This window comes from Phytobacter ursingii, from assembly GCF_001022135.1.
Lineage (GTDB): Bacteria > Pseudomonadota > Gammaproteobacteria > Enterobacterales > Enterobacteriaceae > Phytobacter > Phytobacter ursingii.
The window spans coordinates 3,376,159-3,391,174 of the sequence record NZ_CP011602.1 but is presented as its reverse complement, the minus strand read 5'-3'; the positions used below and the strand labels follow the sequence as shown (position 1 = coordinate 3,391,174).

14 protein-coding genes are annotated in these 15,016 nt (G+C 54.6%); 7 read left to right on the top strand and 7 right to left on the bottom strand.

Going from position 1 to position 15,016, the window contains the following annotated elements:
* Nucleotides 1-228: 228 nt before the first annotated feature.
* The 3 genes from AB182_RS19635 to AB182_RS19625 all read left to right on the top strand — a co-directional run bounded on the left by AB182_RS19635 (nt 229) and on the right by AB182_RS19625 (nt 4,907).
* Nucleotides 229-1,311 carry a LacI family DNA-binding transcriptional regulator gene (locus tag AB182_RS19635; RefSeq protein WP_047371562.1) on the top strand — a complete coding sequence of 361 codons (1,083 nt, stop codon included), beginning with the start codon at nt 229-231 and terminating at the stop codon, nt 1,309-1,311.
* Between the two features lie 105 nt (nt 1,312-1,416).
* Nucleotides 1,417-4,491: a beta-galactosidase gene (locus AB182_RS19630; RefSeq protein WP_047371561.1), complete on the top strand. Its 3,075-nt coding sequence runs from the start codon at nt 1,417-1,419 to the stop codon at nt 4,489-4,491.
* A 62-nt stretch (nt 4,492-4,553) separates the two neighbouring features.
* Nucleotides 4,554-4,907, top strand: coding sequence for a DUF1428 domain-containing protein (locus AB182_RS19625; RefSeq protein WP_047371560.1), 354 nt, complete (start codon nt 4,554-4,556; stop codon nt 4,905-4,907).
* 193 nt (nt 4,908-5,100) lie between these two features.
* On the opposite strand, the gene AB182_RS19620 is transcribed toward AB182_RS19625, so the two are convergent.
* Entirely contained in the window at nt 5,101-6,660 is a 1,560-nt protein-coding gene (locus tag AB182_RS19620) for an EAL domain-containing protein (RefSeq protein ID WP_047371559.1), read from the bottom strand.
* Between the two features lie 99 nt (nt 6,661-6,759).
* Here AB182_RS19620 and AB182_RS19615 point away from each other — a divergent pair, with 99 nt between their 5' ends.
* Entirely contained in the window at nt 6,760-7,476 is a 717-nt protein-coding gene (locus AB182_RS19615) for a GntR family transcriptional regulator (RefSeq protein WP_047371558.1), read from the top strand.
* A 1-nt stretch (nt 7,477) separates the two neighbouring features.
* Here AB182_RS19615 and AB182_RS19610 read toward each other — a convergent pair whose 3' ends face one another.
* On the bottom strand, nt 7,478-8,677 hold the full coding sequence (locus AB182_RS19610) for an enolase C-terminal domain-like protein (protein ID WP_047371557.1): 1,200 nt from the start codon (nt 8,675-8,677) through the stop codon (nt 7,478-7,480).
* Nucleotides 8,678-8,954: 277 nt separating this feature from the next.
* On the opposite strand from AB182_RS19610, the gene AB182_RS19605 reads away from it, so the two are divergent.
* Nucleotides 8,955-10,322 carry a PTS transporter subunit EIIC gene (locus tag AB182_RS19605; RefSeq protein WP_047371556.1) on the top strand — a complete coding sequence of 456 codons (1,368 nt, stop codon included), beginning with the start codon at nt 8,955-8,957 and terminating at the stop codon, nt 10,320-10,322.
* A 1-nt stretch (nt 10,323) separates the two neighbouring features.
* Here AB182_RS19605 and AB182_RS19600 read toward each other — a convergent pair whose 3' ends face one another.
* Genes AB182_RS19600 through AB182_RS19585 form a run of 4 tightly spaced genes read right to left on the bottom strand, consistent with a single transcriptional unit; the run spans nt 10,324 to nt 13,630 of the window.
* Complete coding sequence (locus tag AB182_RS19600) at nt 10,324-10,983, bottom strand: methionine ABC transporter permease (protein ID WP_167337918.1); 660 nt, start codon at nt 10,981-10,983, stop codon at nt 10,324-10,326.
* Nucleotides 10,980-11,771 carry a methionine ABC transporter ATP-binding protein gene (locus AB182_RS19595; protein ID WP_082137133.1) on the bottom strand — a complete coding sequence of 264 codons (792 nt, stop codon included), beginning with the start codon at nt 11,769-11,771 and terminating at the stop codon, nt 10,980-10,982. Before AB182_RS19595 ends, AB182_RS19600 begins: the two co-directional genes overlap by 4 nt.
* Nucleotides 11,768-12,574 carry a MetQ/NlpA family ABC transporter substrate-binding protein gene (locus AB182_RS19590; RefSeq protein WP_047371554.1) on the bottom strand — a complete coding sequence of 269 codons (807 nt, stop codon included), beginning with the start codon at nt 12,572-12,574 and terminating at the stop codon, nt 11,768-11,770. Before AB182_RS19590 ends, AB182_RS19595 begins: the two co-directional genes overlap by 4 nt.
* A 27-nt stretch (nt 12,575-12,601) precedes the next feature.
* Complete coding sequence (locus tag AB182_RS19585; protein ID WP_047371553.1) at nt 12,602-13,630, bottom strand: isopenicillin N synthase family dioxygenase; 1,029 nt, start codon at nt 13,628-13,630, stop codon at nt 12,602-12,604.
* 265 nt (nt 13,631-13,895) lie between these two features.
* On the opposite strand from AB182_RS19585, the gene AB182_RS19580 reads away from it, so the two are divergent.
* Both AB182_RS19580 and ykgO read left to right on the top strand, forming a co-directional pair.
* Entirely contained in the window at nt 13,896-14,156 is a 261-nt protein-coding gene (locus AB182_RS19580; protein WP_041852470.1) for a type B 50S ribosomal protein L31, read from the top strand.
* Between the two features lie 3 nt (nt 14,157-14,159).
* The gene (gene ykgO, locus AB182_RS30875; RefSeq protein WP_006818844.1) at nt 14,160-14,300 is read left to right on the top strand and encodes a type B 50S ribosomal protein L36; all 141 of its coding nucleotides are present in this window, start codon (nt 14,160-14,162) and stop codon (nt 14,298-14,300) included.
* Here ykgO and AB182_RS19575 read toward each other — a convergent pair.
* Nucleotides 14,297-14,998: a GNAT family N-acetyltransferase gene (locus AB182_RS19575; RefSeq protein WP_047371552.1), complete on the bottom strand. Its 702-nt coding sequence runs from the start codon at nt 14,996-14,998 to the stop codon at nt 14,297-14,299. The two genes, ykgO and AB182_RS19575, sit on opposite strands and share 4 nt — an antisense overlap.
* Nucleotides 14,999-15,016 lie beyond the last annotated feature (18 nt).

The following is a 15,016-nucleotide window of genomic DNA, read 5'->3' as shown; positions in this document are numbered from 1 at the left end:
AAATTGCACTCAGTTTTGTGATGATGATTGAAAATATAAATATGTTGTAACCATCTCATCATCACGGACGGTGTTTACGACGGGCCACTCTGGCTCGTCGCTATTTCTTTTTCCCCACCTTGCTTCCCGGACGCGTTTTGACGGCTTTGCTGGCATTTCGTTCGCCTGCATAACAGTTGCTGGCGTAATCGGGTACACTGACGCGAAATCCGTCGCCAGATGAGTGCCATGAAAACCATTACGCTCTATGATGTCGCCCGCCTTGCCGGGGTCTCTTACCAAACCGTTTCGCGCGTTATCAATCAGGGCGAGCATGTGTCGACGCGCACGCGGGACAAAGTGCTGGCGGCGATGGCGGAGCTGCACTACATCCCTAATCGCGGTGCGCAGCAACTGGCGGGGAAACGGACCAAAACGCTGGGGCTGCTGACTTCCGACCTGGCCCTGCATGCCCCCTCTCAAATTGCCTCGGCGGTGAAATCCCGTGCCACCCAATCCGGCGTGAATGTGATCATTTCGATGCCGGAAGAGCTGGACGCACGCGGATGTACCGCCGCATTGCAGGATCTCCTGGCTCAACGGGTTGATGGGCTGCTGGTTAACGTCCCGCTGGATGATGAACAGGCTGAGGCCTTATCGGCGCTTGCAGGCCCGGTTCCTGTTCTCTTTCTTGATGTTAGTGAAACGGCGGCCGTCAACAGTCTTATTTTTGATGCTGACCAGGGGGCAAGGCTTGGTGCCGCGCATTTGCTGGGACAGGGGCATCTGCGCATTGCGTTATTGGGAGGGCCGCAAACATCGGTCTCTGCAAGGGCAAGAATGTCAGGATGGCTGGCGGCGCTGGAAGAATCGGGATTAGCGCCCTGTGGCTGTGAATACGGCGACTGGAGTGCGGCGTCCGGCTATGAAAAAGGGCATCTGCTTCTGGCGGCAGATACGCCACCGCAGGCTATCCTCGTTGCGAACGATCAAATGGCCCTTGGCGTGATTCGTGTCTGTGCGGAGCGGGGCTTAACTGTACCGGGCCAGATTTCAGTGGTCGGTTATGATGATACGGCCGACAGCGCCTGGTATTCACCGCCGCTCACGACCATTCATCAGGCGTTCAAAATTGCGGGTGAACGTAGCGTGGAGTGGATCCTTGCACGTCTTTCCGGTGAAGATACGGCGATGAGCCAGACGTTGTTGCCAGTGACACTGGTGGAGCGGGCCTCGACCTCGCCGGTTTCATCGGTAAACGTCAGCGGCGAAACGCTGGCCAGACGACTGAAAGAGCTGGCACAGCTTGCCGCACTGCTCGATCGTCGTTAAATCTTTTGTGATCCTTTTCGCTTTGACGCACGTAAATCCTTTACGCCAGTATCGATTGGGTGCATTGTGCATAAAATTGTGAGCGCTTCGCAAAATGAGGTCACTATGTCTGTTTCCGCGTTAAGTTCGTTATTCTCTCGTCGGGACTGGGAAAACCCCGTCATCACGCACTGGCACCGTTTACCGGCGCATGCGCCAATGTTTAGCTGGCGGGATGTGGGCGAAGCGCTTCATGGCGAGGTGCCGACAACCCGTCGTTTACTCAACGGCGACTGGCAGTTTAACTTTTTCTCGTCGCCCGAGTCCGTACCGGAAAGCTGGATCGCTGCCGATCTCGCCGATGCGGTGTCTATGCCCGTGCCATCGAACTGGCAGATGCAGGGTTTTGATACCCCCATTTACACCAACGTCACCTATCCGATAGCGGTAAATCCGCCGTTTGTACCGCAGGAAAATCCGACCGGTTGTTACTCGCTCACATTTAATGTCGACGCACAATGGCTGGCGAACGGGCAGACGCGGATTGTCTTTGACGGGGTTAATTCCGCGTTTTATCTCTGGTGTAACGGCCAGTGGGTCGGTTATTCCCAGGATAGTCGCCTGCCCGCGGAATTTGATCTGAGCAACGTGCTGGTGGCCGGAGAAAACCGCCTGGCGGTTATGGTACTACGCTGGTGCGATGGCAGTTACCTTGAAGACCAGGATATGTGGCGAATGAGCGGCATTTTCCGTGACGTCTCCCTGCAACATAAACCCCATACCCGTATCGCCAATTATCACTACACCACCCACCTCAATGCGTCATTTACCCACGCGCAATTGCATACGGAGATCGCGCTCGCCGGGGAGTATGCTGATTGCCAGGTGGTCGTCGCCCTGTGGCGTGGGGAAGAAAAAATCGCTGAGGCCAGCCAGAAGCCGGGGGGTGCCGTGGTTGATGAGCGCGGAGCCTGGGCCGAACGCGTAAGCGTGACGATGCCCGTTGAGCGGCCGTTACTGTGGAGCGCGGAAACCCCTGAATTGTATCGGTTGACGATGGCGCTGTATGACGGTGAGAAGCATCTTCTGGAAGTGGAAGCGTGCGATGTGGGCTTCCGCCATGTTGAGATCAGCGAGGGGTTGTTGAAACTGAACGGGCAGCCGCTGCTGATCCGTGGGGTCAACCGCCATGAACATCATCCGGAAAAAGGGCAGGCGATTGATGAAGCCACGATGCGCCGCGATATCGAGCTGATGAAGCAGCATAATTTCAATGCTGTACGCTGTTCGCACTACCCGAATCATCCGCTGTGGTATCGCCTGTGCGATCAATACGGGCTGTATGTGGTGGATGAAGCGAACATTGAAACGCACGGCATGGTGCCGATGAGCCGTCTGGCGGATGATCCGCAATGGCTGCCGGCAATGAGCGAGCGTGTGACCCGCATGGTGCAGCGCGATCGCAACCATCCGTCGGTCATTATATGGTCATTGGGGAATGAATCCGGCCATGGCGCGACGCATGACGCGCTCTACCGTTGGGTGAAAACCACCGATCCAACGCGTCCGGTGCAATATGAAGGTGGCGGCGCCAATACTGCGGCAACGGACATTGTCTGTCCGATGTACGCCCGCGTCGATCAGGATCAACCGTTCCCGGCAGTACCGAAATGGTCAATCAAAAAGTGGGTCGGCATGCCGGATGAAACCCGTCCGCTGATCCTTTGTGAATACGCCCATGCCATGGGCAACAGCTTTGGCGGGTTTGCGAAATACTGGCAGGCTTTTCGCGCTTATCCTCGCCTGCAGGGTGGTTTTGTCTGGGACTGGGTTGACCAGGCACTGACCAAAATCGATGAACAAGGTGAGCCATTCTGGGCCTATGGCGGCGATTTCGGCGATACGCCGAATGACAGGCAGTTCTGCATGAATGGGCTGGTCTTCCCGGACAGAACGCCGCATCCGACACTGTATGAAGCGCAGCGCGCCCAGCAATTTTTTCAGTTTCAACTGATCGGCACCTCACCGCTGGTGATTGATGTAACCAGCGAGTATTTATTCCGCGCGACCGACAACGAGGTTTTGCGCTGGTCCATCTCCCGTGACGGCGACGTGCTGGCACAAGGGGAGGTGGCGCTGGCGATTGCCCCGCAGGGAACCCAACGTATTGAACTCAACTGCCCGCCTTTGCCCGCCCGGACCGGCGCAGTCTGGCTGAATGTGGATATCTTTCAGCGCGAAGCGACAAGCTGGTCACCCGCACAGCATCGCTGTGCCTGGGATCAGTGGCAACTGCCGACGGCACTCGCATTACCCGCAGAAAGAGCCATACACCCGCGGCCCACGTTGCAGATTGACGATGCACATTTCGTGGTTGAGCAGGGGAGACATCGCTGGCAATTCTGCCGGACGAACGGCCATCTGTCGCAATGGTGGCGTGATGGGCAGCCCACACTCCTTGCCCCGGTACTTGATAACTTTACCCGCGCTCCGCTGGATAATGATATCGGCGTCAGCGAGGCCACGCGCATCGATCCCAACGCGTGGGTAGAGCGCTGGAAAGCGGCGGGAATGTATGACCTGGCGCCCGTACTGTTGCAGTGCGACGCGCTGGAAAATGCCCAGGATGTGGTCATCGCCACGCGCCATGCCTGGCAGCATGACGGACGGACGCTGTTTATCAGCGAGAAAATCTGGCGAGTGGCTGGCGATGGCGTTCTGCATGGCGACATTCAGGTGCAACGCAATCTGGACGCGCCGCCGCCCGCGCGTATCGGCTTGCAATGTCAGTTTGCTGAGGTTGCAGAGCAGGTCAGTTGGCTGGGACTTGGGCCGCACGAAAACTACCCGGATCGCAAACTGGCCGCGCGTCAGGGGCGCTGGACATTGCCGCTATCTCAATTACATACGGACTATATTTTCCCGACCGAAAACGGCCTGCGTTGTGACACGCGGAAGGTGAATTATGGCGCTCATCGTCTGAACGGTCAGTTCCACTTTTCCCTGAGTCGCTACAGTCAGGAGCAATTAAGGGAAACCTCCCACTGCCATTTACTGCGCGAAGAGGACGGCTGCTGGTTACAGCTTGATGCGTTTCATATGGGGCTGGGGGGCGACGACTCCTGGAGCCCGAGTGTTTCCCCGGAATTTATCCTCAGTGACGATATTGTGCGTTATACCTTCTCTTGGTCTCAGGGCTAAACTTAATGAGCCAGACGCAGCGGGAATCGTCCCGCTGTGCGGTTCACTTCGGAGACTCACTCATGAAGTATGTCGACGGGTTCGTGGTGGCGGTTCCAGCAGATAAAAAGGAGGCTTATTTGCAACTCGCGGCCAGGGCCGCCCCGCTGTTTAAAGCGTTTGGCGCAACGCGGATTGTCGAGTGCTGGGCGGACGATGTTCCGGCCGGAAATTTCACCGACTTTCGCCGTGCGGTAAAAGCAGAAGATCATGAAGAGGTGGTGTTTAGCTGGATTGAATATCCGTCTAAAGAAGTTCGGGATGCCGCTAATCAAAAAATGATGGCTGATCCCCGGATGCGCGAGCTGGGAGATGAAATGCCTTTTGATAGCAAGCGCATGATTTATGGTGGCTTTGCCCCGTTGCTGGACGAATAATCCTCAGGTACCGGGATAAATAATGCCTCGCGGCAGATAACATCGTCAGCAATACGAAACACTCCCCCTCCGGCGCACGGGATATGCAGCCATGTCGGCAGGGGGCCAGTCAGTGGCGCACATCATGCAGCGGCGAGAATGGCTTTTGCATTGCGCTATCGCCATGCGTAACCCCGTTTAAAAAGTAACAAACTCAGGAAATACTCCGGTTGCTTTCTGCCCAGCACAGAAACGCGTCTTTGGGCAGCGCTTTGCTGTATAGCCAGCCTTGACCGTACTGCACGCCATGTTCGCTAAGCCATTTGAGTTGCCCTTCGGTCTCGATACCCTCGGCAACCATCGCCAGCTTTAACGCTTTGGCCATTTCGATGATATGTGTAGTCATGTTTTTGTATTCCAGCGCATCCACAAAGGATTTGTCGATTTTAATAATGTCGACATCCAGATTTTGCAGATAGCTGAGGCTGGAGTAACCCGTACCAAAATCGTCGATATAGATGGCATGTCCGGCCGCACGTAATGCTGTGATGGTGGGCATACAGGTCGTGGGATCGGCAAAACCATGTTCGGTCACTTCCAGAGCAATTTGTGACGGCGAAATGTGCCAGTCATTGCTCAGTTGCTGTAATTGCGCCGGAAGCGTCAGGGTTAAAAGATCGGAAGGCTCAAGGTTAATAGAAACATGCAGATCCGGGTTTTTCTGTAGCCAGGGTCCCATATCCTCAAAGACTTTTTCGATGATCACTTTGGTCAGTTGTGGCATCAGCCCCGTTTGTTCTGCCAGGGGAATAAAAGTGTCCGGCGCGAGGAAGCTGCCATCTGCTTGTCGCCAGCGGGCCAGCGCTTCCGCACCGACAATTTTCCCGTCAGCCAGCGTCACGATCGGCTGGTAGAACATCTCAATCTCTCGTGCACGAATGGCGTCCTGCATACGGTGTTGCGGTGACTCCAGGCGACGCAGCATGCGCAATAAAAAGAAGGCCAGCACCAGACTCAGCAGCAGACCAACAGGCACCCAGATGATCAATAATCGGTGCCAACTCTCCTTAAGCGGTGTCAGCGACGCCCAGGTAATAATAGTTACCCCCAGTTCGGGCTCCTGCAACGTATTCCACGCTTCGCCGCCGATAAGCTTTTGGGTGGGAGTATGGAGGTCAATCTGCTTTAGCATATCCGGATCCAGCGTGCGACTGCTGGCAATCACCCGTCCGCTGTTCGTCCCGACCAGCGCAATATTAATAGGCCATGGGCCCCGGGAGAGCACATCGATAAAAGAGAGTGGGTCGGTAATCACGATATAGCGACGCGTACCAAGACCGACCATTGCACGCGTCAGACCCAAATCGTTATGGCTGGTTAGCCAGGCGCGAAAACCATCTTTAGTGACCCTCTGCGGCGCGGGAAAGGGCGCGCTGCTGCTGTTTCTCTCCAGGGACGAGCAAAGCGGAACCGTTCCTTCGAGGTAAATGACCTCCTGGACATAACGGAATGTGTAAGAGATACGTCGCATTGCCAGCAGGTGATCCTGGCTACACGAAATACCATCGTAAGTTTCCAGCTGGCGCAAGGCTGTTTTCCCCTGACTCACCACGCGGTCAGCACGCATTTTTACTAATGCGGAGAAAGTATTGAGTTCGTTCATAAACGACTCTTCAGCCTGGCGATGCGCCAGCCAGACGCTTAAAGCCACCGGCAAGAGAACGGCGAACAGCAGTATACCTGTAATAAGGCTAACTAATCGTCGGTTTGTCATGACCAAAAATCCCTGTTTGATACTGAGAAACAAGCGTATTTGAGACCAGCAAGTGTTATAACACGCGTCAATGTTTGATTTCTTTCAGGAATTGCAGGGATGAAGAAAAAAGAATTTGTGACGCAGGATCTCTTAAGTAAAATTTATCAAAATAACGAATCCGGGCCTCGCAAACTTCCCCCTGAAAGGCAGTTAGCCGAAGAGTATGGCGTTTCCCGTTTTACCATCCGCCAGGCGGTCGAAAAGCTGGCGAGTATCGGCATCGTGCGGATCGTACAAGGTTCCGGGATCTGGATTAACGAGCAGGCGCGCAACAACCCGCTGGTCTACAACTCCATCACTGAAAAGCGCTTCGATCAGATCCGTTTTCGCCTGATCAGCCTGCATAAGAAACGTCCCGATCGCGATGAACAGCAGATCTTTGGGCTGACGGAAGAGAGCTTTATCTGGCAATTTTGTCGACTACGTTTTGTGGATGAAGAGGCCGTACAAATTGAAATCTCGCGTATGCCTGCTGCTGATTTTGCCGATCTGAACCAACAGATCATTGAGAGCTCACTGCAACAGTATGTCTTAGGCAAGGGGTATCAGATCTCACATATGCTGACGACCTACCGTGCCGTGAATGTTAGTCGTGAACAGGCGGCGCTGCTGGGCTGTAAAAAAGGTAGCCCGGCTATGCACATCAGTAATCGCGGGATCCTGGAAGGCGGCAGGGTGTACGAAATCAGCGATATCATCGACATTAACTACACCTGCACCTATGTCATCCCGCATAACCGGGAAAACCTTGCCTTTCGCAAAGGCGACGGCTGATTTACGGTGTGTGGATTGCGCCATCCGGCAGGCGGCTTTGCGTCCATTCGTGTGGGCGGTAAACCACCGGGTAGCGTCTGCCTTCCTCTTCGTTAAAGGTCACGCCGATACCTGATGTTTGCGGCGCATAGACAAACCCCTCTTTTACCACCGGCGCGCCGGGAAAGACCTTGTCGGTTTCTGCGGAGCGCGGAATATACTCCTGAATGGCTGCGTTATGCAGATGAATATTAAGATGTGTATTCACCGCGACCCCAATAGGGGACATATCGCCCGGGCCATGCCAGGCAAGGCGCACGCCAAAAGCCTGACACAGCACAGCCAGTTTTAATGCCGGGGTAATGCCGCCGATTTGCGATATATGGCAACGAATAAAATCGATGCGCCGGTTCACTATTACATCATGCCATTCGGCCGGATTATTAAAGAGTTCCCCCATCGCCAGCGGAACGCAGCTATGCTGGCGTACCTGTTCAAGCCAGGCACTCTGCTGCGGCGGTAAAATATCTTCAATGAAATAAGGCTGATACGGCTCTAGTTGCTTCGCCAGTTGTATTGCCTGCTGGGGGAAAAGACGTTCATGTACGTCATGCAGAATATGCAGCCCGAAGCCGTATTTTTCCCGTAGCGCCCTGAACATGGCAACGGTGTTGTCCATGTACTCTTGCTGATCGAACCAGGCGCCGGGGGTGGGGTTTTCCGGCGTATGTAATTGCGCAGGCGTACCGCCGTAAAAACCCAGCTGGCAGCGAATATGGCGATAACCCTGTTCGCGCAGGCGGTCTACGCTGGCGAAGAGCTCCTCCAGCGTTTCGCCGCTGGCATGGCTGTAGGCGGCGATGGCATCCCGGGATTGCCCGCCCAGCAGTTGATACAGCGGCATATCGGCTAACTGGCCTTTAATATCCCACAGTGCCATATCGACGCCGGAGATGGCGTTATTCATCACCGGGCCGTTTCGCCAGTAGGCATTGACGTTCATCATCTGCCAGAGGTCTTCGATATGGTTGGCATCACGCCCGATCAGCAACGGTTTCAGGTACTCATCGACCATGGTTTTGACCGCCAGCGGGCGCTGCTGAAAGGTAGCACAGCCGTGGCCGATGATGCCTTTATCGGTGGTCACCCGTACGGTAATCAGATTATGTCTGTCGGGGCGAGTGATAAAACATTCGATATTTTTAATGAGGGTTGGCGTCACCAGGAGACTCCTTTACAGCGAAGTGATATGCCGGAATGGGTATTATCATCCCCTTAATTTTGTACTGAGGTAAACCGTTTTTTTTATAAATTTTTTGGTCAGTTATTCTTTTTAAATTTAATTAAAAACCATACCAATTTTACGTTTTATGTCATTTTCATTGCTTGGTATTGGCGGTTTGTGATGTGTGTCATGTTTTATTGGTTTGTTTAGTTTTCTCTCTTTCTCTACCCTTGATTACAGATAGTAAAACGACAATATTCCTGCAGGAGCATTTATGGGGACGCAAGAAGCCATCACCAATATTATTCGTCTGGTGGGTGGACAGGATAATATCAATAATGTCTGGCACTGCATGACGCGCTTACGCTTTGATCTGGTTGATGATAATAAAGTCGATCAGAGCGCCATTAAGGCACTACCAGGCGTTCTGGGAGCGCAACTGCAAAGCGATCAGTTTCAGATTGTTATCGGGCCGAAGGTCAATAGCTGGTATGAGTACATGCTGACGGTGCTGGGAAAAGCCCCGCAAGGCGAGACGCATACCAAAGGGCGTAAAAGCCTGGTCTCGATGTTTATGGATACTGTATCCGGCGTGTTTGGCCCTATCGTGCCTGCGATTGCCGGTGCCGGGATGATTAAAGGTCTGCTGGCCGGGCTGATAGCACTGAAAGTAGTTTCGGCAAAAAGCGATACTGTGGTGGTGATTGATTTGATCGCCAGCGGTGTCTTTTATTTCCTGCCGTTTTTCCTGGCCGTCTCGGCGGCAAAAATTTTCAAGACCAATGAATATCTGGCGGCGGCAGTTGCAGCCTGTCTGATGTATCCCTCACTGATCGATGCCGCAAAAGCGCTGGCGGCGCATCAGGAAGGGGCGGTGAGCGCCTTCTGGCTGTTAAGTGTATTGCCGATCCCGGTCTTTAACTACGCATCGAGCGTGATTCCGGTCATCTTCTCTATTCTGGCGCTGAGCTATATCCACCGCTGGGTGGACAGGATAATGCCTGACGTATTAAAGACGGTCTTCACGCCTACGTTGACCTTATTCCTCGGGGCGCTGGCGGCGCTGGTGATTATCGGGCCGATTGGGATTTGGTTGGGGAAAGCGCTGGCCTTCCTTATTCAGGGACTTTTTGGTATTTCAGCCAGTTTTGCCGGGCTGGTAGTGGGGGCAATTCGTCCGGTTGCCATTCTGACCGGTATGCATCACGCTATGACGCCCATCGCTCTGCAAAACTTCAGTGAACATGGCTACGACATGCTGATGCCAATGATGTTTATGGCGAATATGGCGATTGCCGGCTCGACATTCGCCATCTGGCGGATAAGTAAAAACCGCCAGGACAGAACGGTGACCCTGTCGGCGGCGATTTCCGCGCTGTTGGGCATTACGGAACCCGCTCTGTTTGGTGTCCTGACGCGTTACAAAAAGGCGTTTATTGCCGCCACGGTGGCCAGTTCCCTGGCCTCTGCGTTTATTGCCTTCTTTGGCGTACGGTTGTATGGCTACATTTTGTCGAGCATCTTTAGTCTGCCTGCGTACATTGGCCCGTACTTCGTCTTTGCGCTCTCAGGCGTGGCGATGGCGCTGGTGCTCTCCTTCCTGCTGACCTCTGTGCTGGTCGGCAAAGACGCAGCGGGGTAAGCTACCGTCGGTGCGCCAGTCGGCGCACCAGGCGATCGCCAGCCATCTGCACCCCTTGCACCATGGCCAGTAAAATCACCACGGTACCCACCATTACTTGATCGTTAAAACGCTGATAGCCATAGCGAATAGCGAGATCGCCCAGTCCGCCGCCGCCAATAACCCCCGCCATGGATGAGAAGCCAATTAGCATCACTACCGTAAGTGTGATCCCCGCGAGTAGCGTTGGCAGCGCTTCGGGCAGCAGGGCTTTCGCAATCACATGCCAGACGTTACCGCCCATCGACAAAATGGCTTCGATGCGTCCGTAATCCACCTCGTCCAGCGCGCTTTCCGTCAGTCGTGCAAAGAAAGGGAACGCGCCAAGGGTGATAGGCACGATTGCGGCAGTGCTGCCAAGGGTGGTGCCGATCAGCAGTCGGGTGAAGGGAATGAGCGCTATCAGCAGTACGATGAAGGGTAACGAACGGCCAAAATTGACGATAGCCCCCAGCAGCGCATTAACGCGTGGCAGGGGAAACAGGCCGTTACGGCGAGAAAGAAACAGAATGACGCCCAGTGGCAGGCCGATCAGCACGGTAAACAGCGACGCCAGGGCCACCATGTATACTGTCTCCAGCGTGCCGTTGAGCAGCAGCGGCCAGAGATCTTCCCAACTCATGCTACCCCGCATAAAGGCCTCCCGTTAAAACCGTGGCGGGCAAGGAAATCCTGCTCAGCCTGGGGATCGTGTAATAGCGCATGGCGCAGTTTTGACCACGGCGCAGTCAGCAGATCGGCGATTTTCCCGCTCTCCCGTACTTCGCCGTTTTCCAGCAACGCAGCGTGATCGCAGAGGGTTTTTACAACGTCCAGTTCGTGGGTAATCAGGACAATGGTTAAATTCAGCTTCTGGTTAATGTCAGCCAGCAGTGCCAGGACAGACGCGGTGGTTTCCGGATCCAGCGCGCTGGTGGCTTCATCGCACAACAGCACGTCCGGCCTTGCCGCCAGCGCCCGCGCGATACCGACACGCTGCTTCTGCCCACCAGAAAGCTGCGAAGGAAAAGCATCGGCTTTATCGCTCAGGCCCACCAGATACAGCAGTTCCTCCACGCGCGCATGGCGCAGCGGTTTCGGCACGCCGGCGATTTCCAGCGGAACGGCGACGTTATCCGCCACCGTGCGCGCGTGCAGCAAGTTGAAATGCTGGAATATCATGCCTGTGCGCAGTCGATGCTCACGCAGACCGGCTTTATCCAGTTGTGTAATGTCGCTGCCGTTGATGATGATGCGGCCCGTAGTGGGCCGCTCCAGCAGATTCAGACAACGGATTAAGGTGCTTTTCCCCGCGCCGCTGCGGCCCAGGATGCCGTAAATAGCCCCCTTAGGGACATGCAGCGACACGTTGTTCAGCGCCGGTCGGCCTGTTCCGGCATAGGTTTTACTCAGCCCGTCAATGTCAATCATGACTGAGGAGCAACCGGGATCACCGAGCCGTTGTAGGTTTTACGAATAAACTCTGCCACCTGGGGGGAGGTGAGGTCTTTGGCCAGTTCTTTGATGCGTGGGTCATTAGCCAGAGACGGATTGGTCACCAGGATATTGGCATACGGGTTATGTTCCGCGCTCTCCAGTCCCAGCGCGTCTTTGGCGGGCGACAAGCCTGCTTCCAGCGCGTAGTTGCCATTGATCACCGCCAGGGCGACATCATCCAGCGAACGTGGGATCTGCGGGGATTCCACTTCGAGGATCTTCAAGTGTTTCGGATTCTCAACGATATCTTTCGGCGTCGCCAGCGTGCTGGCCGGATCGGTAAATTTCGCATCCAGTTTGATTAACCCCTGGCTTTGCAGCAGGAACAGCGCGCGGCTCAGGTTGGTGACGTTATTAGGAACGGCGACGGTCGCACCCTCCGGTACCGATTTAAAATCTTTGTATTTATGCGAATAGATGCCCAGCGGTTCGATGTGTACCGTGGCGGCGACGGCAAAGGTTTTACCCAGCGCTTTTTCCTGGCTTTTCAGGTAAGGCACATGCTGGAAATAGTTGGCATCCACATCGCCACTCGCCAGCAATTCATTGGCATTTGCGCCGCTGGTCAGCTCAACGATTTTGATATCCAGTTTCGGATCCAGTTTTTTAACGTAGTTAAGGATCTCCGCGTGCGGAACCGGGTCGGCTGCAACACGCAGTGTTTCTGCCTGCGCGGTACCCCATGCCAGTGAAAGAGACAACGCTACCCCTGCCAGTTTAAAAGCGGCATTTTTCATGATCTATTTTCCTGTGTTGTTATGGTGTCAGACTATCAATTGTTCACTGCGCTCACGCAGTACATCGCGGTAATAACGCTCGGCGACATCCGGGTGAGAACGTAAGCGACCTTTCAGGTAGTTCCAGCCAACATCGCGTAAAAGAGGATTGTGCGGATCGCTCTCCGGCCCGTGCGCTTCACGCGCCAGCGCCTCCGGCAGGGCGTAAACGGGGACCACGGCATCCAGCTGTGCGCCAAGGAAAAAAGCGATCGACAGGCGATCTTGCCCCGCGGGTGGCGAGACCACGCGGTGTACCGTGGCGCGCAGATAGCCATTGGTGGCCAGTTCCAGCAACTCGCCAATGTTGACGACAAAACTGCCTGGCAGCGGTGCGGCGTCGAGCCAGCGATCGGGGGAGACTTCAACCTGCAGCCCTTTTTGCTCGTCCTGGAGCAGGAAGCTCAGAAACCCCGAATCCTTATGCGCGCCCACGCCCTGGTTGCCTTGCGTGCTCTCCTGGCCGGGATAGCGAATCAGCTTGATATGTTCATTAGGTTTGTCGCCATACAGTGCGTCGAAGGCGTTAGCCGGCAGGTGCAGGGCTTCGGCAAAGGCACGCAGCAGCACAATGGCCATCTCGGTCATCGATTTTTGCCAGTCGAGTAACGCGGTTTTCAGTTCTGGCTGCTCCTCTGGCCATAAATTTGGGCCCTGCAAGCGCCGCCAGCGTGGGTCGCTGTCGCTCAACAGCAGTTCCGGCCTTTCTGCACCGATATCGAACTGTTCACGCCAGTCCGGTTTGCCACGGGTGATTTCCGATGCCGCACGGTTGTAGCCGCGAAAATGGGGGGAGTGAATCATCGCCACCTGCTGTTTTTGCGTGTCGCTGAGGGCAAAAAAGCGGCGGGCTTCGCGTTGAACGGCACGCTGTAGGTCGTCATTCACGCCATGGTTAATGAGGTAGAAAAAGCCGATATCACGTGCGCTTGTGCGCAGTTGCTCAAGGAAAGCATCCCGTTCAGCGGGATTGAAGTAGTGGGCCAGATTGAGGATGGGTAAGGTTGTCGCGTTCATTGTGTTCTCCGAATAGGCGTTCGCAGGTGATAATTTTTAGAGTCCGGGGTTGGGCACAACAGCAGCGCATCATGATGCTTTCCTCACAAGTGATTTAGGTCCAGCTTGCCTTACGGCAAAGAATTCAACCAATAACGTTCTTTTCTAATTTATGACCGTCCGGGGTTCGTTGCTTTTGCGAAAAATGCATTTAGCGCAGGAGTTGCTTAGGGAAAAGAATTTCGCTAGACTTTTGTTATGTTATAACAATACATGCGAGAGCAAAATGAAACCTGATATCCATCCGCACTACCGCACGGTGGTGTTTCACGACACCAGCGCAAACGAATATTTCAAAGTCGGCTCGACCATCAAAACCGATCGCGAGATTGAGCTGGAAGGCGTGACATACCCTTACGTGACCATTGACGTCTCGTCTGTTTCTCACCCGTATTACACCGGTAAACAGAAAGTGGTGGGCAATGAGGGAAGCGCGGCGCGTTTCCAGCAACGTTACGGGCGTTTTATTGGCACGAAAAGAGGTTAATTCATGCAAGTACTGAACTCGTTACGCAGTGCGAAACAACGCCACCCTGACTGCCAGATAGTGAAGCGCAAGGGGCGTTTGTACGTGATTTGCAAATCTAATCCGCGTTTTAAAGCGGTGCAGGGAAGAAAGAAAAAACGTTAACTGCGCAGGCTCTCAAGGGATTGCAACTGTTTGCCGTCGGCAATGAAATTTCCGGCGGCAAGCCACTGTCGAAACGCGTTATCCAGGCGCGGCCATTCGCTATCAATCACGGAAAACCAGTCGGTATCGCGATTGCGTCCTTTCAGAACCTGCGCCTGACGAAATCGCCCTTCATACTGAAAGCCCAGACGAAGTGCCGCACGACGGGATGGTTCATTCAGGCTATTACATTTCCATTCGTAGCGGCGATACCCCAGCGTCTCCAGAGCATAACGCATCAATAGCCACTGCGCTTCGGTAGAGGCGCGGGTGCGCATAAGCAGGGGAGAAAAATGCACACTGCCTACCTCGACGACGCCATGGGCAGCATCAATACGCATGAGCGCAAGTGTCCCAAGCGGCGACTGAGTCCGGTTATCTATGACCGTGAAATGAAGAGGGTCCTTTAATTCACAGACGCTTGTTACCCATGCGGCGAATGCTTCGGCGTCATTTTCCGGTTCACGCAGCAGCCATGTCCAGCTACTGCCATCTCCGGCCAGACGATGGGCGGCAAACAGTGCCGGTGCGTGTTCGACCCTCAGGGGTTCCAGGCGACAATATTGCCCCTCAAGCGTCACACGTTCAGGAAAAGGGCGGGGCTGCCAGTCTGGGAGGGCATCGCCCACGGGTTGTCCGTATTGATTCAGTTGACTCATAGTGGCTCCTCTTTGCAA